A 17,573-nucleotide genomic window follows, 5' to 3' on the forward strand; every position below is an offset into this window, starting at 1 on the left:
GCCGGACGCAGAGGAAGAGCCCCTCCACGCGGAGGGGCTCTTCTCTGCGGGGAGCGTCGTTCAGCCGACGCCCTCCATGGCGCTCGTCTCGGTGTTGCCGATCCGGGCGATCACATCAGGCCGGCGACGGGCGAGGTAGGCGTACCGGGTCAGCGCAAGGGCGACCGTCACGAGGAATACGTACGGGATCACGTTGTACGGGAAGGCCGGGACGGGCCACACGTTCGCGAAGAACACGTACGCCATCGTCACGACGGCGACCGTCGCGCAGACCTTCACGAGACCGTTCCGCATCTTCGCCCGCTGGGTGTAGACCACGCACGCGATGGCGACGAGGGCGTAGGCGACCATGTAGCCGTAGGTGCCCCAGGTGTTGACCCAGACGAGGATGTCGCCCGTCGCGGCTCCCGCGACCAGCAGCACGATGTCGACCGTGATCGCCGCAGCACCGGCGAGGATGAGTACCCGGTGCGGCGTGAGGTGCTGCTCGTGCGTGCGGCCGAAGCGCTCGGCGACGACGCCTTCCTTGCCCATCACGTAGACGATGCGGCCGATCACGTTGAGCGGGGCGACGACCACGGCGAAGAACGACGCGGACACGCCGAAGGTGAGCACGGCCGCGAACCAGCCCGGCATGCCGATGAGGGCGGACATGCTCTCCAGCGGGCTCGCGGCGGTGGCGAGGTCGTCGCCGAGCACCGCGATCTGCGTGTAGGCGGCGAAGACGTAGAGCACGCCGACACCGAGGGCGCTCCACATGATCGCGCGGGGGATCGCCTTGTACGGCTCCTTGGCCTCGCGCCCCAGGGCGTCCGCGGAGGAGAAGCCCACGAAGCCCAGGATGCCGAGCACCATGCCGGACGCGATGCCCTGGAACGAGGAGCCGGTCGCGAGCACCTGCGCGGGGTCCCAGGCGGAGGGCCCCGCCCACGCGAGCGCTGCGATGAGCAGCACGAGGATGATGCCGACGGAGAGCAGCTCGAGGACGAGCGAGACCCGGGCGGAGAGCCGGATGCCGCGGATCGTGAAGAGGGTCGCCAGGCCACCGAGCAGGATCGCCAGGCCGACATCCCACCCCAGGCCCTGCGCGGGCAGGCCCAGCATGCTCAGGAACTGGCCCATGTAGCTGACCGAGCCGCTGAGGGAGGCGGCCGCGATGCCGAAGCAGCCGATCAGCAGCGTCACGCCGGCGAGGAAGGCGCCGAACGGCCCGAGACCCTTGGAGACGTAGGTGTAGAGCGAGCCGGCGGAGGCGTGCTTGCGGGCGAACACCACCACGCAGTACCCGACGCACAGGATCACGATCGTGGCCAGGGCGAAGGCGTAGATGGTGCCGTTCCCGGCGCCGAGGAAGATGGCGGCGGCCGTGAAGGCGATGACGGCGCTGGGGGCGATGTTGGCGATGGCCTGGGCGGCGAGCTCGGGTCCGCTCATGACGCCGGTGCGGAGGCCGGCATCCTGCGGGGCGCCGGGCGGGGCGACGACGGTGTCAGACATGGTTCTCCTGGATTCGGGTTTCAGGGATGGGCCGCGCGCGGCGGTCAGGGGATGAGGAGGGTGCGGAGGGCCGAGCCGCCGTCGAGGTCGTCCAGCGCGGCGGCGGCCTCGGACAGCGGTCGGCGGCCCGAGATCAGGGGGTCGATCTTCAGCTGCCCGTCCATGTAGCGGTCCACGAGTGCGGGGACGTCGATCGACGGTCGCACCGAGCCGTAGTTCGAGCCGAGGATGCGCTGGTCGGCCTCGGCGAGGACGAGCGGCTCGAACGAGGCACGCGCCCCTGTGGGCGGCAGGCCGACGATCACGGCGGCGCCGCCGAGTCCGAGCATCTGGATGGACTGCTCGGTCGTGGATGTGCGTCCGATCGCGTCGAAGGCGTAGTCGACGCCGTCCGGGATGAGCTCGCGCAGCTGTGCCACGGCGTCGCCCTGAGAGGCGTCGATGCGGTCCGTGGCGCCGAACTGCAGCGCCATCTGCGTCTTCTCCGGGCGCACGTCGATCGCGACGATACGCTCGGCGCCGGCGAGACGGGCTCCCTGGACGACGTTGAGGCCGACGCCGCCGCAGCCGATGACGGCGACGGTCGACCCCGGCTCGACGGCGGCGGTGTTGAGAACGGCGCCGACACCGGTCGCGACGGCGCAGCCGACGACGGCGATGACGTCGAGGGGCGCGTCGTCGCGGACCTTCACGGCTCCGGACGCGGGGACGACGACCTCTTCCGCGAACGACGAGACACCGAGGTAGTGGTGCAGCTGCTCGCCGTCGAGGCTCAGCCGGGAGGTGCCGTCGAAGAGGACGCCCAGCGGCGCGACCACGGTCGCGACCTTCTGGCACCGCGCCTCGTGGCCGGCGCGGCAGTACCGGCACTCGCCGCACGGCGGCACCCAGCTCAGCACCACGTGGTCGCCGACAGCGAGGGTGGTGACGCCTTCGCCGAGCTCGGTGACGACCCCGGAGCCCTCATGGCCCATGACCAGGGGAGCGGCCGCATCCCACTCGCCGCGCTTGACGTGCAGGTCGGAGTGGCAGACGCCGGCAGCGGCGATGCGCACGCGCACCTCACCGGCGCGGGGCGGGGCGAGGTCGACGTCGACGAACTCGATGGGCGACTGGGGGTCGCGGAAGACAACAGCTTTCATGACATCCTTCGGGAAGTGGGGATGCGCACGATGCTAGGAGAGAGCGGAAGGCCTCGGCATCCGACAGAAGCGTGAAGAGAACGGCTGCTCTTCGACAATCTGTATGATCGGAGGGTGGCTCGTGACGTCGCCTCGGTGGCCCGATATCTCCGCGCGGAGCTGCTGCCCGGCGCCGTTCCCGGTGCGCGGCCCGTCAACGCGGTCGTACCCCTCGACGACTTCGGTCCACCGGTGGATCCGCTCCATGCGACGCTCGTCGTGGCCGAAGAGACCGCGCTCTTCGGCGTCGCCGGCGACCGGCGCGCCGCGCTGGGGGAGGCCGTGGCGGTCACGAGCGACGACAGCCCCCGTCTTCGCGAAGCGGTGCGGGACGCGGGGATCACGGCCATCGTCGGGGTGCCGATGCCGCCGTCGCTGCTGGTCCCGACGCTGACCTCGCTCCTCGCGGTCGATCAGGCGGCGGAGGCTCGCGCCATCACCTCGGCGATGCGGGTGCTCACACTGGCGGCGCGACGCAGCGGCATCACCGGCGTCATCGCCGAGCTCGCGCACCGCATCGACGGGTGGGCGGTGCTGCTGGACCGGCATGGTGAGGTCATCACGACGGCGGGTGCCGGAAGCCTGCACATCGACGACGCGATCGCGGTCGCCGTCGGCAGGCCGGTGCGGGTGCGGCATCGCGCCCTCCAGGTGCACCCGGTCGGTCCCGGTCAGGACATCAGCGCGCAGCTCGTGACCGCTCCGCGTAACGACAGCTCCGGCCGCGGTCGGGAACTGAGCTCGCAGGCCGCGGCGCTGCTCGATCTGCTCATGCGCACGAGGGACAGCAGTCAGCTGGAGCGCCTCGGCCGCTCGATGATGTTCGAGACCGTGCGCGAGGGAGGGGAGGAGGCCACTCGTCTGCTCCGCCGCTGGGGCGTGCACGAGCGCGTGCTGGTGGGGTTCGCCCTCGCCTCCCGTACCAGCGGTGTCGACGTCGAGCATCTGCTCGGCCTCTGGCTCGACGAGCTGGGCGCGGAGCACGTCTTCACGTCGCAGCGGGGAATCGTCCAGGGCGTCGTGCGCGAGGACCATGCCGACCAGATCGCGCATCGCGCCAGGGCGTTCGCCTCGACCCTCTATCTCGGCCTCGGCCGACCGGCGGGCACCGATGCTCTCGCGCGCAGCATCGACGAGGCGCGGCACGCCTGCGAAGCCGCGCGCACCGGGGGCGAACGCGTGGTCCGCTACGAGGCGATAACGACGGTGTCGTTCGTGCTCGGGGCGCTGGACAGCGATCAGACCGGCCGCCTCGCCCGACTGCTCGATCCGCTGCGCGCCGCCGAGAGGTCGGCGGAGCTGCTGGACACCCTCCGAGTGTTCCTCGCGACGAACGGAGCCTGGAGCGAGAGTGCGGCGCGACTCCGCATCCACCGGCAGACGCTGACGACCCGCATCAGACGGATCGAGGATCTGATCGGACTCTCCCTGAGCGATCCGGATGACCGCGTCGCGGCGTGGCTCGCGCTGCGCGCCTCCGACGACTGACCCACGACCCGGACGACGAAGGGCCCCGCCTGATGGCGGAGCCCTTCGTGGAGATGCCGTCGGATCAGCGTGCGGCGCCCTTGAGCGATCCCTCGACCTGGCCGGCCGGGTCGATGATGATGCACTGGATCACGCGGTCGTTGGCCTGCTCCCACGAGTCCTTGCTGGGGGTGAGCGTGGTCACGTCCAGGGCGGACTCCTGGTAGGAGACGCCGACGAAGGAGGTGTACGCGTCGCCGATGCAGCCCTCGGAGGCGGCGCTGATGGCGTCCTCCGAGTAGTCGCCGTCGTCCATCTTGATCTCGTAGAAGACCTCTTCGTCGTGGGGCTCGGAGCACGGCACGACGTTCGCGTCGGTGAGCATTCCGGAGCCGGTCTCGAGCATGCAGTCGCCGAGCTTCACCGAGAAGACGTCGATGTTCGCGCTCTCGGTGACCTGGCCGGTCTCCTCGTCGCGGTCGGCGTCGGCGCGACCGCCGCCGAGGATGCTGTTGATCGCGCTGCAACCGGTGAGGGCGAGCGAGACGGCGACGGCCGAACCGGTGAGCACGAGTGCGCGACGGGTGCGCGACTTCATCATGGATTTCCCCTTCAGAGCGTGACGCGGGGCATGCTGAATATCCCCGCCGCGAACACGCTATAGTGCCCGGAGTCTATGACGCAACTTGAAGGATGCTGTGCGTGGGCTGAATGCGATCAGCCCTCGAGGTCGTCGACGCCGGGCAGCCAGCTGGCACCCGGTCGCCCCCAGCCGCGCTTGCGGGCGATCTTCTGCGTGGTCTTCCAGTCGGAGTCCGAGAGGCGATCGATGTAGAGCACGCCGTCGAGGTGGTCGAACTCGTGCTGCATGATGCGGGCGCGCCAGCCGTCCACCTCGAGCGTGACGGGGCCACCGTCCAGGTCCGTCGCCGTCACGCGCACGCGGTCGGACCGGCGCAACGGGAACCGCTCGCCGGGGAACGACAGGCAGCCCTCGGACTCGAGCTCGGGGTCGGGAGCGCCCGGTTCCGTCGGCGTCATCCACAGCTCCGGGTTGATGAGGACACCGCGCCAGGGCTGGTCGTCGTCGTCGACGTACGAGTACGTGTAGATCCGCAGAGGCACCCCGACCTGCGGAGCGGCGAGGCCGACGCCGGGCGCGGCGTCCATGGTCTCGAACATGTCCGCGACGAGGGTGCGGATCTCGTCGGTGATGGCCTCGACGGGGGAGGCGGGGGAGTGCAGGACGGGATCGCCCATGATGCGAATCGGAAGGACAGCCACGTCACAACCCTAGTCGGCGGCACTCTCCGGGTAGGGTCGTACTGTGAGCGCAGGGGTGTGGATGGGGACGGTCGAGGACGTCGGCGACCAGCTGGTCGGAGCGTTCCAGAACCCCGGCCTGCTCCTGGGCATCCCGCTGGCCCTCGCCGGCGCGGTGTTCATGTCGCTCGGCGCGCAGTACCAGCACCGGGGCGTGGAGAAGGTCGAGCGGCTCAGCGGCTCCGACGGTGCCGCCGGCCTCAGCTTCGATCAGCTCAAGCGCCTGTTCACCCGCCCGTCCTGGGTGGTCGGGACGCTCATGCTGGGCCTCGCGATCGTCTGCCAGCTCGCCGCCCTCGTCAAGGCGCCCCTCATCGTGGTGCAGCCGCTCGGCGCCATCGCGCTGGTCATCACGACGCTGCTGAACGCCCGCATCACCGGTCACGCTCCCACGCGGCAATCCCTCACGGCGATCATCGCCTGTGTCGGCGGCATCTTCCTCTTCGTGTTCTTCGCCGCGATCTACGCCACGGAGAAGGAGGTCACGGACCGCGAGCTGTTCGTCATCCTCGCGATCCTGCTCGTCGTGATCATCGTGCTCGGGGCATGCTGGCTGATCCTCCGGCACCGGATGCGGGCGCTGTTCTACATCATCGGCGCCGGCATCCTCTATGGTTTCGTCGCCACCCTCGCGAAGGTCATCATCAAGCGGATCGAGGCGGGCCAGTTCGAGTGGATCACCGCGGTCTGCCTGCTCGCGCTGCTCTCGGCGGGCGCGGTGGGTGCGTACTTCGTGCAGACCGCCTACAGCTCCGGTCCCCCGGACCTCGTCATCGCGGGCCTGACGGTCGTCGACCCCATGGTGGCCGTGCTCATCGGCATGCTCGTGCTCGGCGAGGCCGCGGCGGCGCCGTGGTGGGTCTTCATCATCTTCGGAGTCGCCGGCGGCATCGCCGTCTGGGGTGTCGTCGGGCTCGCCCGGTTCCATCCGCAGGTCCTCAGCGAGAGCCAGGACCTCGGCATCACCCGGGGGAGTGATCCCGTGGCCCCGCCTGCGGCGCCGTCATCGGGCGCGCCGGAGCAGTCGGACCCGCGCGAGACGCGCGACCCCGACGCTCAGTAGGCCTGGTCGATGAGGTCGGGGGAGACCTCGGATGCCGCCGCCTCGTCGACGAAGAACACCGTCCGCTTGCGCCCCTTCGCCCCGGCTGCCGGAACGCTCGTGTAACTGGCGCCGGCGAGAGCGAGGCCCAACGCGGAGGCCTTGTCGGCTCCGGTCAGGACCAGCCACACGCGCTTGGAGGCGTTCAGCACAGGGCGGGTGAGGGTCACCCGCTCGGGCGGAGGCTTGGGGGAGTCCCGCACCGGGAGGGCCGCGGCGTCGGTCACGGTGACCTCCTCGCGGTCCGGGAAGAGCGAGGCGATGTGACCGTCGGGACCGACGCCGAGGAAGCACACCGCGAACGACGGCCACGGGTGCTCCTCGGTGCCGAAACGGGCGAGCTCGGCGGCATACGCGGCGGCGGCTTGATCGAGGTCGAGTCCGCTGTCGGAACCGGCGACCTCGTGCACGTTCTCCGCCGGGACGTCGATGTGATCGAGCAGCGCCTCCCGGGACTGGAGAGCGTTCCGGTCCGCGTCGTCCCGAGGGACGTACCGCTCGTCGCCCCACCAGAAGTGGACGAGGGACCAGTCGATCTCGGCGGCTCGCGGATTCTCCCGGACAGCGCGCAGCACGGCGCCGCCCATCGACCCGCCCGTCAGGGCGATGTGAGCCAGCCGGCCGTTGCGCGTGCGCGCGCGGACGCGGGTGAGGAAGCGATCGGCGACCCGGAGGGCGAGGGTGGTCGGGGTGGATTCGACCACGACCCGCTTCTCTGCGGACGATCCCGGCATCGAGGTCACTCTCCTGTCTCGGGCGGACCGAGTTTCTCCCAGCCCTCCGTGATCACTCGACCGTACAGGACGTCGGGGTCGAGCCGGCGCAGCTCCTCGGCAAGGCACTCGCGCAGCGTGCGCCGCGGCAGGTGGAGGTCGTGATCGGGCTGGTCGGGCTGGGTGAGCACGGCCACGCCCGGCGACGGCCGCTCGAGCAGGATGTCGCCGGACTCGCGCGTGAGGCGCACCGACTTGATGCCCTCCTGCCAGTGCTCCGGGTCCTCGTACGACCACCGGACCGGGACGTCGAGTGCCATCTGCAGCCAGGCGGCGAGCAGCGCCGTGGACGGCGAGGCGCTCGCCCCGCGGACCTCGACGGCGGTGATGGTCTCGTACGGCGGCTGGTCCAGCACCGCGGCCAGCTGCTCGCGCCAGTGGGTCAGGCGCGTCCAGGCCAGGTCGGTGTCGCCCGGGGCGTGCGTGCGCCCGAGGAGCGCGAGCCGGTCGCGGACGTCGGGGGACGTCGCGGCGTCGGTGATCCGGCGCTGGGCGATCCGGCCGAGAGGCGACGTCGCCGGAGCGGTGGGAGCCTCATCCGGCCACCACGCCACCACCGGCGCGTCGGGGAGGAGCAGACCGGTGAGGAGGCTCTCCTCGTTGCTCGCGGCGTCGCCGTGCGCGTGCAGCACGACGACCTCGCTCGCACCGGCGTCGCCGCCCACGCGGATCTGCGCGTCCAGTCGGGACTCGCCGTCGCCGGTGGTCAGCACGATCACGCGCATCGGATGCTCGCGCGACGCATCGTTCGCGGCGTCGATGGCGGCCTCAGCGACCCCCTTGCGGGCCGAGATGACGAGGGTGAGGACGCGGCCGAGGGCGACGGCGCCGCCCTCCTCGCGCACCTTGACGAGCTGCTTCGCGACCTGGCTGACGGTCGTGTCGGGAAGGTCGATGATCACGGGCGTCTCCAGACTCGTCCGTCGCGGGCCAGCAGGTCGTCGGCCGAGGCCGGTCCCCACGAGCCGGGCGCGTACTGCTCCACCGGGCCGCCCTGGGCGGCCCAGTACTTCTCCACCGGGTCGAGGATCTTCCAGGAGAGCTCGACCTCCTCGTGCCGCGGGAACAGCGGCGGGTCGCCCAGGAGGACGTCGAGGATCAGACGCTCGTACGCCTCCGGGCTCGCCTCCGTGAAGGCGTGGCCGTAGCCGAAGTCCATCGTCACGTCGCGGACGTTCGTCCCGTTGCCCGGCACCTTCGAGCCGAAGCGGATCGTGACGCCTTCGTCGGGCTGCACGCGGATCACGAGCGCGTTCTGACCGAGCTCCGAGGCGTTGCCGCGGCCGAACAGGTGCTGCGGCGCGCGGTTGAACACCACCGCGATCTCGGTCACGCGTCGGCCCAGGCGCTTGCCCGTCCGCAGGTAGAACGGCACGCCGGCCCAGCGCCGGGTGTCGATCTCCAGCTTGATCGCCGCGTAGGTCTCGGTCGTCGACTCGGGGTCCATCCCGTCCTCGTCGAGGAAGCCGGTGACCTTCTCGCCGCCCTGCCAGCCTCCGGCGTACTGTCCGCGCGCGGTGGCGAGGGAGAGATCCTCCGGCACGTGCACCGCGGCGAGGACCTTCTCCTTCTCTGCTCGCAGATGCTCGGCGGAGAGGCTGATGGGCTCCTCCATCGCCGTGAGCGCGAGGAGCTGGAGCAGGTGGTTCTGGATGACGTCGCGGGCGGCGCCGATCCCGTCGTAGTACCCCGCGCGACCGCCGACGCCGATGTCCTCGGCCATCGTGATCTGCACGTGGTCGACGTAGTTGCGGTTCCAGATCGGCTCGTACAGCTCGTTGGCGAAGCGCAGCGCGAGGATGTTCTGCACCGTCTCCTTGCCGAGGTAGTGGTCGATGCGGAAGATCGAGTCCGCAGGGAACGCGACCTCGAGGGCGGCGTTGAGAGCGCGGGCCGACTCGAGGTCGTGCCCGAACGGCTTCTCGATGACGACGCGCCGCCAACGCTCGTCGTCGTCCGCGTCCTCGCCCACGAGGCCCGAGTCCTTGAGCTGCTTCGCGACGAGCGGGAAGTCCTTCGGCGGGATCGAGAGGTAGTAGGCGTGGTTGCCCATGGTCCCGCGCTCCACGTCGAGCTTCTCGACGGTCTCCCGCAGCTTGCGGAAGGAGTCAGGGTTGTCGAACTCGCCGGAGACGAACCGGATGCCCTGGAGCAGCTGCGTCCAGGTCTCCTCGCGGAACGGCGTGCGGGCATGCTGCTTCACCGCGTCGTAGACGACCTGGGCGAAGTCCTGGTCCTCCCAGTCGCGGCGGGCGAAGCCCACGAGCGCGAAGCCGGGCGGCAGCAGCCCTCGGTTCGCGAGATCGTAGACCGCCGGCATGAGCTTCTTGCGGGACAGATCACCGGTCACGCCGAAGATCACGAGGGCGCTGGGCCCCGCGATCCTGTTGAGACGACGATCGTCGGGGTCGCGCAGCGGGTTGTGCCCGCGCGAGATGGGTACAGACATCGGTGGGGGCTCTCCTGCGATTACTTCTGTGCGGCTTCGAAGAGGGCGAGCACGTCGTCCGAGGACTCGGTGATCGTCAGCGAGACGACGGGCCGTCCGTGCTCCGCGAGCACGCCCGCGTCGCCGGCCGCCTGCGCCTGGATGAGCTGCCCGAACGTGAACGGGCGGTCGGGGATCTCGAGGTCCACGTCCGTGCGCTCCAGAATCTGCAGGAACACGCCCTGGGCGGGGCCGCCCTTGTGGTACTGGCCCGTGGAGTGCAGGAAGCGCGGTCCCCAGCCGAACGTGGTCGGGCGCCCGGAATCGGCGGCGACGAGCTCGCGCAGGCCCTGGAGTTGCGGCACCTCGAGGCGGTTGACGTACGCCTGGATGGACACGTAGCCGTCGGCGGGGAGCTGGGCCCAGAGAGCGTCCAGCACGCCTTCGACCGTTCCCGACGCGGCGAGGGCGGGGTCGGAGACCCGGACCTCGACGCCGTTCTCGACGAATGCGGGCGCCATGGGCTCCGGGCGCGCGTCGAGCAGGCCCCGGGCGGCGACCTTGGCCGACTCGACGTCGGGCTGGTCGAACGGATTGATCCCGAGGAGGTGCCCGGCGATCGCCGTGGCGTACTCCCAGACGATGAACTGCGCGCCGAGCGTGCCGCTGACGAGGATCTCGCCCTCGTGCCGTTCGTGCAGGTGGAACTCGTTGGCGTCGTCGACGAGACGCACGATCTGGAGGTCGGCGGGGACCGGGTCCAGCTCCGGCGAGACCGGGAGCAGGACGACCGGGAGGATGCCCGTGCCCTCCTTGCCCGTGGACTCGGCGATCAGCTGCTCGATCCAGTCCGGCAGCCCCTTGATGTGCGTGCCGTCGGTGATCAGACCCAGCTTGTCGCGGCGGGGGCTCGTGGCGGCGATCGCGGCTCCGAGACGGAGTGCGGGGTTGTCGGCGGAGTCCACGGCCACCTCGAGCAGCGAGGCCTCGGCCTCGTCCAGGAGCTCGTCGATGTCGACGCCGGCGAGTCCCGAGGGGACGAGACCGAAGGCGGTCAGCGCCGAGTAGCGGCCGCCCACGTTCGGGTCGGCGTTGAAGACCCGGTAGCCGGCCTCGCGTGCCGAGGTGTCGAGCGGGGAGCCGGGGTCCGTGACCACGACGATCCGCTCGGTGGGATCGATACCGAGGTCGCGGAAGGCGGCCTCGAAGGTCCGGCGCTGCGAGTCGGTCTCGACCGTGGAGCCCGACTTCGACGACACGACGAGGACCGTCTCGGCGAGACCCTCGTCGAGGGCGGCGAGCACCTGACCCGGGGCGGTGGAGTCGAGGATCGTGAGCGGGACGCCGGACGTCTGCGCGATGACCTCGGGAGCGAGCGACGAGCCGCCCATTCCGGCCAGCACCACGCGGGTGACGCCCTTCGCCGCGAGTTCCTCGCGCAGCGCGACGATCTCCGCGACCAGCGGGCGGGAGACCGAGACGGCCTCGACCCAGCCGAGGCGGACCGAAGCCTCGGCCTCGGCGGCCGGACCCCAGAGCGTGGCGTCGCCACCGGTGATGCGGGAGGCGACGAGGTCGTGGACCAAGGCGGGCACGGTCTCCTCGATCGCGACGCGCGCCGCGCCCGATGCGTGGATGGCGAAGGTCATCGCTGCGCCTCCAGAGCCTCGGTGACCTGCGCGAGCAGATCGTGCCAGGAGTCGATGAACTTCGCGACCCCCTCCTCCTCGAGCACCTCGGTGACGGCGTCGAAGTCGACGCCCACCTCGGCGAGCCCGGCGAAGACCTCGCGGGCCTCCTCGTAGCCGCCGGTGATGGTGTCTCCCGTGACGACGGCGTGGTCGAACGTCGCCTCGAGGGTCTTCTCCGGCATCGTGTTCACGACGCCGTCTGCGACCAGTTCGGTCACGTACAGCGTGTCGGGGAGGTTCGGGTCCTTGACGCCGGTCGAGGCCCACAGCGGACGCTGGAGGTTCGCACCGAGCGCGAGGAGGTCCTGTGCGCGCTTCTCGGCGAACTTCTGCTCGAACAGCTCGTAGGCGAGGCGCGCGTTCGCGAGACCGGCCTTGCTCTTGAGCGCCTCCGCCTCGGGGGAGCCGATCGCCGACAGACGCTTGTCCGTCTCGGTGTCGACGCGCGAGACGAAGAACGAGGCGACCGAATGGATGCTGGACAGGTCGAAGTCACCGCTGTGCGCGCGCTCCAGTCCCGTCAGGTAGGCGTCGATGACCTCGGCGTAGCGCTCCAGGCTGAAGATGAGCGTGACATTGACGCTGATGCCGTTCGCGATCGCCTCGGTGATCGCGGGGAGCCCTGCCTTCGTGGCCGGGATCTTGACCAGGAGGTTGGGGCGGTCGACGGTCTTCCACAGCTCCTTGGCCTGCGCCACGGTGCCGTCGGTGTCGTGGGCGAGGTCGGGGGAGACCTCGATCGAGACGCGACCGTCGACGTGGCCGGACTCCTCCCACACCGGGCGGAAGACGTCGAGCGCGGCACGGACGTCCTGGGTCGTCGCGGCGAACACGGCGTCCTCGGCGGAAGCTCCGGACGCGGCGAGCTCGGTGACCTGCGCGTCGTAGGACGTGTCGTTCTTGTCCGTGATCGCGTTCGCGAAGATGGTCGGGTTCGTGGTGACGCCCACGACGTTGCGCGACGCGATCAGCTCGGCGAGGTTGCCGGAGGAGATGCGGGTGCGCGAGAGGTCGTCGAGCCAGATGCTGACGCCGGCGGCGGCGAGCTGGGCGGTGGGGGTGCTCATGCGTTCTCCTTGATGGTCTCGCGGGCGGCCGCGACGACGGCCTCGGTGGTGATGCCGAACTTCTCGAAGAGGGTCTTGTAGTCGGCGGAGGCGCCGAAGTGGTCGATGCCGACCGAGCGACCGCGGTCGCCGACGATGCCGCGCCAGGTGAGCACGGAACCGGCCTCGACCGACACGCGTGCGGTGACGGACGACGGCAGCACGCTCTCGCGGTAGGCGTCATCCTGCTCCGCGAACCACTCCAGCGACGGGGCGGAGACGACGCGGACGTTCACGCCTTCGCCGGCCAGCACCTCGCGGGCGTTCACCGCGAGCTGCACCTCGGAGCCGGTCGCGACGATGATGACGTCCGGCGTGCCGCCGGGCGCCTCGGCGAGCACATAGGCGCCCTTGACGGCCTGGGCGGCGGAGGCGAACGTGTCGCCAGAGGCCTCGCCCTCGCCGCGCGGGAACACCGGGATGTTCTGGCGGGTCAGCGCGATGCCGGCCGGTCCCTCGTGGCGCCGGAGGATCTCGAGCCACACGGCGGCGGTCTCGTTGGCGTCCGCCGGACGGACGACGGCCAGGTTCGGGATCGCGCGCAGCGTCGCGAGCTGCTCGATCGGCTGGTGCGTCGGACCGTCCTCGCCGAGGGCGACCGAGTCGTGCGTCCAGACGAAGATGCTCGGCACGTTCATCAGCGCGGCCAGGCGCACGGACGGGCGCATGTAGTCGCTGAAGATGAGGAAGGTGCCGCCGAAGGCGCGCGTCGGGCCGTGCAGCACGATGCCGTTGACGATCGCCCCCATCGCGTGCTCACGGATGCCGAAGTGCAGCACCCGGCCGTAGGGGGTGCCCGACCACTCGTGCGTCGACCACTCGGCGGGGATGAACGACGGCGCGTCCTTGATCGTGGTGAGGTTCGACTCGGCGAGGTCGGCGGAGCCGCCCCAGAGCTCGGGGAGCTGCGCGGCCAGCGCGTTGATGACCTGGCCGGACGCGGCGCGGGTGGAGACGTCCTTGCCGGCCTCGAAGACCGGGAGGGCCTCCGCGATGTCGGCGGGGAGCTCGTGCGCCTCGACGCGGTCCAGCAGGGCCTTGCGCTCGGGGTTGGCGGCGGCCCAGGCGTCGAACGACTCCTGCCAGGCGGCGCGGGCCTCGGCGGCGCGCTCCGCGAGGCCGCGGGTGCGCTCCAGCACGTCGTCCGCGACGACGAAGGTCTGCTCCGGGTCGAACCCGAGGACCTTCTTGGTGGCGGCGAGCTCGTCGGCGCCGAGCGCCGAGCCGTGGATCTTGCCGCTGTTCTGCTTGCCGGGTGCCGGCCAGCCGATGATGGTCTTGAGGATGATGAGCGACGGCTTGTCGGTCTCGCCCTTGGCGGCCTCGATCGCGGCGTGGAGCTCGGCGACGTCCTCGACGTATTCGCCGGTCTTCTTCCAGTCCACGGTCTGCACGTGCCAGCCGTAGGCCTCGTAGCGAGCGGCGACGTCCTCGGTGAAGGCGACGTTCGTGTCGTCCTCGATGGAGATCTGGTTGGAGTCGTAGATCGCGATGAGGTTGCCGAGCTGCTGGTGGCCGGCGAGCGAGGAGGCCTCGCTGGTGACGCCCTCCTGCAGGTCGCCGTCGCCCGCGATCACGTAGACGAAGTGGTCGAACGGGCTCGTGCCCGCTGCGGCCTCGGGGTCGAAGAGGCCGCGCTCGTAGCGGGCGGCGTAGGCGAAGCCCACCGCGGAGGCGAGGCCCTGGCCCAGCGGACCCGTCGTGATCTCGACGCCCTTGGTGTGGCCGTACTCGGGATGGCCGGGCGTCTTCGAACCCCACGTGCGGAGCGCCTTGAGGTCGTCGAGCTCGAGGCCGAACCCACCGAGGTAGAGCTGCACGTACTGCGTCAGCGACGAGTGGCCGACCGAGAGGATGAAGCGGTCGCGGCCGAGCCAGTCGGTGTCGGTCGGGTCATGCCGCAGCACACGCTGGTACAGCAGATAGGCGGCGGGGGCCAGACTCATCGCCGTGCCGGGATGACCGTTGCCGACCTTTTCGACCGCATCGGCCGCCAGGATCCGGGCGGTGTCCACCGCGCGTCGATCGATCTCGTCCCACTGCAATTCCGACACGTTCATGCCCTTTCCGACAGTTTCGAGGGCGCCGGTATTCCCTGGCGCATCCGCAACTTCCCTGGCGCATCCCGCATCGTCCGGGGACGGGCGGGTTTGTGCGCAGCACCGGGCGCGCGAGTGCTCTCAGCATAGCGGTGACGGTCCCGGCGGCCGGGGGCCGGAAGGCGCGGAAGGCGTCACGGCGTGTCATACACTGGAGAGGTTGTCCGGTAACGCGCGCGGAGGAGGCGATCGAGATCTCGACGATGTCTGATCAGACCGTACGGAAGTCGTCCATCGGTCGCACGGTGAGCGCCTACGTCACTCTGACGAAGCCCCGAGTCCTCGAACTCCTCCTCGTCTCGACCGTTCCGGTCATGTTCCTCGCGCAGGGTGGGCTGCCCGATCTCTGGCTGGTCCTCGCGACCGTCATCGGCGGGTCCATGAGCGCCGGTTCCGCCGGCGCGTTCAACATGTACCTCGATCGCGACATCGACGCGCACATGCACCGTACGGAGAACCGCCCGCTCGTGACCGGCGAGGTCAGCCCGCGCGGTGCCCTGATCTTCTCGTGGACGCTCGCGATCGTGTCGACCGTGTGGCTCTGGTTCACCACGAACTGGCTCACGGCGGTCCTGTCGGCCTCCGCGATCTTCTTCTACGTCGTGATCTACACGATGATCCTCAAGCGCCGTACCGAGCAGAACATCATCTGGGGCGGCATCGCGGGCTGCTTCCCGGTCCTCATCGGCTGGTCCGCCGTCACCGGATCGCTCGACTGGCCCGCCTTCATCCTGTTCCTGCTCGTCTTCCTCTGGACGCCGCCGCACTACTGGCCGCTGTCGATGAAGTACAAGGACGACTACGACGACGTCGACGTGCCCATGCTCGGCGTCACCCGTAACGCGTCGCAGGTCGGCCTGCAGGTCATCCTGTACGCGTGGGCCACGGTCGCCTGCTCGCTGCTGCTCGTGCCGATCGCCGGCATGGGCCTCGTCTACACCGTCTCCGCCCTGGTGTTCGGCGGCTGGTTCATCTACGAATCGCACCGCCTGTACAACCAGGCGGTGCGGGGGACCGAGGCGCGGCCGATGCGGGTCTTCCACGCCTCGATCACTTACCTGACGCTGCTGTTCGTCGCCGTGGCGATCGACCCGCTGCTGCCCTTCTGACCCTCGTCGGCCTGGGGCTCCGCGGACGCCGGCTCGACCTGCGGCTCTGCGAACTCTGCGGCGGCGGTCGGGAGAGCGGGCTCCTCGCGCGGGTCTGAGACCGTCTCGGCCGTCTCGTCCTGGATGATCGACGCCTCCTGCTCGACGGCCGGCGCGGCGGTGACGGGGGTGGCGACCAACGTGCGCGCGGCGACGAGGCCGAGCGACAGGAGCAGGCCCACCAGGCCCGCGCCGAGGACGACGGCGCCGACGACGACGAGCGACTGACCGACGTACACCTCGACACCGGTGGCGGTGCCGTCCATCAGGGTCGTGGTCATCGTGCCGACCTGTCCGGCGATCATCCAGCCGCCGACTCCGACCGCGGCGAGGGAGACGACGATGAGGAGCCAGAACCCGGCGCTGCGGGTGAGTGTCTTGTTCATGTCGACCACGATGGTCGATGCGGTGATGAGCGCCCGGTGCGCGCGCTATGGATCGTCTGTGCGGCAGGTCAGTCGGCAGGGGCGGGTACGACGGACGCGGTGCGCTTGAGGTGCAGCACGACGACGGTGTAAGTCGCGGCGGAGAGCGATGCCAGGACCATGTGGATGCCCACGAGCACGGGCGGAAGCCCTTCTCGCGCCTGCCAGACCCCGACGGCGACCTGCACGAGGATCGCGATGACGAGCACGAGCAGCCACCGGCGGGGCTCCAGGCGCAGGACCCAAGCGGACACCGTCAGGAAGAGCACGAGCGCGGCGAGGATGTAACCCGGCCAGGAGTGGACATGGGCGAGGACCGTGGCGTCGAAGCCGCGGCGCAGCACGTCGGCGTCGCCGGAGTGCGGGCCCGATCCGGTCGTCAGCACGCCGAACAGGATGGTCACGGCCAGGGCGAGGCCGGTGATGTGCGTCACGATCGCGAACCAGGTGGGGACGGCCCGTTCGCGCGGTCCTTCCGGAGTCGCCAGCCGCACGAGGAACGCGGCGGTGATGCAGACGAGCAGGAGCGACGACGTGTAGTGGAACCCGACGATGAAGGGGTTCAGGCCCGTGAGCACGGTGATGCCGCCGACCAAGGCCTGCGCGACGACGCCGATCAGCACGAGCCAGGCGAGGAGGACGAGGTCCCGCCGGGCGGGCGTCGTGCGGACCGAGTGGACCGCGGCCGCGATCACCGCGATCAGGAGCACGGCGGAGGCGACGGGGAACGCCGGGAAGTCGGTGAGCGAGACCAGGGCGAAGGCGACCGCCGCCCCGGCGAGACCGCCGACAGCGAACCACAGGGCGTTGATGAGCGCCCGGCGGCCGCTGATGGTGTGCAGGACGAGCAGGACGACGGCGATCGCGATGATCCCGACGACGCCGGTCATCAGCCGGTTGCCGAACTCGATCATCCCGTGGATGCCCTGCACCTCGACGATCGGGACGAGCGACTCGGGTGTGCACAGCGGCCACTCGGTGCAGCCGAGGCCGGAGCCCGTCAGACGCACCGCACCGCCGGTGCCGATGATGATCGTCTCGCTGAGGAACGACAGCCAGGCGAAGACGGTGAGCGCGCGACCCCATACGGCGGAGCGGGGGGAGGGGGTCGCCCGCGTCGTCGAAGCGGTGGGGATGGTCGTCTCGGGCATAAGTCCTCCGGCCCGTCGAAGACGTGGCGCACGGCCCGTCCGTCAGGCGGAACCTGTAGAATCGGATTGTTGCGATGAGCGCTGACAGCGCTGAAGCATCGTCAACAGTTTAGGCGCGATGGAAGCGCCCGTGATGAGGGCCCACCAACGGCACCCGCTCCCGCAGACTCGACGGGGATCAG

15 protein-coding genes are annotated in these 17,573 nt (G+C 70.3%); 3 read left to right on the forward strand and 12 right to left on the reverse strand.

Annotation, left to right across the window (positions count from 1 at the left end; genetic code table 11):
- Positions 1-60 precede the first annotated feature (60 nt).
- Together AB0N68_RS10060 and AB0N68_RS10065 are read right to left on the reverse strand one after the other, a co-directional pair.
- A complete protein-coding gene (locus AB0N68_RS10060; RefSeq protein WP_259952238.1) occupies positions 61-1,497 on the reverse strand; it encodes an APC family permease in 1,437 nt (478 codons plus the stop codon).
- Positions 1,498-1,541: 44 nt separating this feature from the next.
- Positions 1,542-2,639, reverse strand: coding sequence for an alcohol dehydrogenase catalytic domain-containing protein (locus tag AB0N68_RS10065; RefSeq protein ID WP_187661643.1), 1,098 nt, complete (start codon positions 2,637-2,639; stop codon positions 1,542-1,544).
- A gap of 114 nt (positions 2,640-2,753) precedes the next feature.
- Between AB0N68_RS10065 and AB0N68_RS10070 the strand changes: the two genes are divergently transcribed.
- Complete coding sequence (locus tag AB0N68_RS10070) at positions 2,754-4,166, forward strand: PucR family transcriptional regulator (protein ID WP_280564330.1); 1,413 nt, start codon at positions 2,754-2,756, stop codon at positions 4,164-4,166.
- 64 nt (positions 4,167-4,230) lie between these two features.
- On the opposite strand, the gene AB0N68_RS10075 is transcribed toward AB0N68_RS10070, so the two are convergent.
- Both AB0N68_RS10075 and def read right to left on the reverse strand, forming a co-directional pair.
- On the reverse strand, positions 4,231-4,746 hold the full coding sequence (locus AB0N68_RS10075) for a hypothetical protein (RefSeq protein WP_071329492.1): 516 nt from the start codon (positions 4,744-4,746) through the stop codon (positions 4,231-4,233).
- A gap of 116 nt (positions 4,747-4,862) precedes the next feature.
- Complete coding sequence (def, locus tag AB0N68_RS10080; RefSeq protein ID WP_187661641.1) at positions 4,863-5,429, reverse strand: peptide deformylase; 567 nt, start codon at positions 5,427-5,429, stop codon at positions 4,863-4,865.
- 61 nt (positions 5,430-5,490) lie between these two features.
- Between def and AB0N68_RS10085 the strand changes: the two genes are divergently transcribed.
- A complete protein-coding gene (locus tag AB0N68_RS10085) occupies positions 5,491-6,531 on the forward strand; it encodes a DMT family transporter (protein WP_280564430.1) in 1,041 nt (346 codons plus the stop codon).
- Here the strand turns inward: AB0N68_RS10085 and pgl are convergent.
- From pgl to tkt, 6 genes are read right to left on the reverse strand one after another with little or no spacing between them, the layout of a single operon-like run.
- Positions 6,525-7,304, reverse strand: coding sequence for a 6-phosphogluconolactonase (gene pgl, locus AB0N68_RS10090; protein ID WP_187661640.1), 780 nt, complete (start codon positions 7,302-7,304; stop codon positions 6,525-6,527). The two genes, AB0N68_RS10085 and pgl, sit on opposite strands and share 7 nt — an antisense overlap.
- Before the next feature lie 5 nt (positions 7,305-7,309).
- Positions 7,310-8,245 (reverse strand): glucose-6-phosphate dehydrogenase assembly protein OpcA, encoded by a 936-nt coding sequence (locus AB0N68_RS10095; protein ID WP_187661639.1) that lies wholly within the window; start codon positions 8,243-8,245, stop codon positions 7,310-7,312.
- Positions 8,242-9,792, reverse strand: a complete 1,551-nt coding sequence (zwf, locus tag AB0N68_RS10100; protein WP_187661638.1) for a glucose-6-phosphate dehydrogenase — start codon at positions 9,790-9,792, stop codon at positions 8,242-8,244. Before zwf ends, AB0N68_RS10095 begins: the two co-directional genes overlap by 4 nt.
- A 20-nt stretch (positions 9,793-9,812) precedes the next feature.
- The gene (locus AB0N68_RS10105; protein WP_280564335.1) at positions 9,813-11,420 is read right to left on the reverse strand and encodes a glucose-6-phosphate isomerase; all 1,608 of its coding nucleotides are present in this window, start codon (positions 11,418-11,420) and stop codon (positions 9,813-9,815) included.
- Positions 11,417-12,529 carry a transaldolase gene (gene tal, locus AB0N68_RS10110; protein ID WP_187661636.1) on the reverse strand — a complete coding sequence of 371 codons (1,113 nt, stop codon included), beginning with the start codon at positions 12,527-12,529 and terminating at the stop codon, positions 11,417-11,419. The genes AB0N68_RS10105 and tal overlap by 4 nt, the downstream gene beginning before the upstream one ends.
- The gene (tkt, locus tag AB0N68_RS10115; RefSeq protein ID WP_280564431.1) at positions 12,526-14,622 is read right to left on the reverse strand and encodes a transketolase; all 2,097 of its coding nucleotides are present in this window, start codon (positions 14,620-14,622) and stop codon (positions 12,526-12,528) included. The genes tal and tkt overlap by 4 nt, the downstream gene beginning before the upstream one ends.
- 248 nt (positions 14,623-14,870) lie before the next feature.
- Between tkt and AB0N68_RS10120 the strand changes: the two genes are divergently transcribed.
- Complete coding sequence (locus AB0N68_RS10120; protein ID WP_187661634.1) at positions 14,871-15,776, forward strand: heme o synthase; 906 nt, start codon at positions 14,871-14,873, stop codon at positions 15,774-15,776.
- Here AB0N68_RS10120 and AB0N68_RS10125 read toward each other — a convergent pair.
- Together AB0N68_RS10125 and AB0N68_RS10130 are read right to left on the reverse strand one after the other, a co-directional pair.
- Positions 15,722-16,201 carry a hypothetical protein gene (locus tag AB0N68_RS10125; RefSeq protein ID WP_280564337.1) on the reverse strand — a complete coding sequence of 160 codons (480 nt, stop codon included), beginning with the start codon at positions 16,199-16,201 and terminating at the stop codon, positions 15,722-15,724. The two genes, AB0N68_RS10120 and AB0N68_RS10125, sit on opposite strands and share 55 nt — an antisense overlap.
- A 68-nt stretch (positions 16,202-16,269) precedes the next feature.
- Positions 16,270-17,391, reverse strand: coding sequence for a COX15/CtaA family protein (locus tag AB0N68_RS10130; protein WP_280564338.1), 1,122 nt, complete (start codon positions 17,389-17,391; stop codon positions 16,270-16,272).
- Positions 17,392-17,573 lie beyond the last annotated feature (182 nt).

It is taken from the genome of Microbacterium meiriae (assembly GCF_040685015.1).
Classification (GTDB): Bacteria; Actinomycetota; Actinomycetes; order Actinomycetales; family Microbacteriaceae; genus Microbacterium; species Microbacterium meiriae.

What these genes read in the sequence shown, in the direction of transcription:
- AB0N68_RS10060 (WP_259952238.1), bottom strand. Translation starts at nt 1,497, where the DNA reads ATGTCTGACACCGTCGTCGCCCCGCCCGGCGCCCCGCAGGATGCCGGC.
- AB0N68_RS10065 (WP_187661643.1), bottom strand. Translation starts at nt 2,639, where the DNA reads ATGAAAGCTGTTGTCTTCCGCGACCCCCAGTCGCCCATCGAGTTCGTC.
- AB0N68_RS10075 (WP_071329492.1), bottom strand. Translation starts at nt 4,746, where the DNA reads ATGATGAAGTCGCGCACCCGTCGCGCACTCGTGCTCACCGGTTCGGCC.
- AB0N68_RS10085 (WP_280564430.1), top strand. Translation starts at nt 5,491, where the DNA reads ATGGGGACGGTCGAGGACGTCGGCGACCAGCTGGTCGGAGCGTTCCAG.
- pgl (WP_187661640.1), bottom strand. Translation starts at nt 7,304, where the DNA reads ATGCCGGGATCGTCCGCAGAGAAGCGGGTCGTGGTCGAATCCACCCCG.
- zwf (WP_187661638.1), bottom strand. Translation starts at nt 9,792, where the DNA reads ATGTCTGTACCCATCTCGCGCGGGCACAACCCGCTGCGCGACCCCGAC.
- AB0N68_RS10105 (WP_280564335.1), bottom strand. Translation starts at nt 11,420, where the DNA reads ATGACCTTCGCCATCCACGCATCGGGCGCGGCGCGCGTCGCGATCGAG.
- tal (WP_187661636.1), bottom strand. Translation starts at nt 12,529, where the DNA reads ATGAGCACCCCCACCGCCCAGCTCGCCGCCGCCGGCGTCAGCATCTGG.
- AB0N68_RS10120 (WP_187661634.1), top strand. Translation starts at nt 14,871, where the DNA reads ATGTCTGATCAGACCGTACGGAAGTCGTCCATCGGTCGCACGGTGAGC.
- AB0N68_RS10125 (WP_280564337.1), bottom strand. Translation starts at nt 16,201, where the DNA reads ATGAACAAGACACTCACCCGCAGCGCCGGGTTCTGGCTCCTCATCGTC.
- AB0N68_RS10130 (WP_280564338.1), bottom strand. Translation starts at nt 17,391, where the DNA reads ATGCCCGAGACGACCATCCCCACCGCTTCGACGACGCGGGCGACCCCC.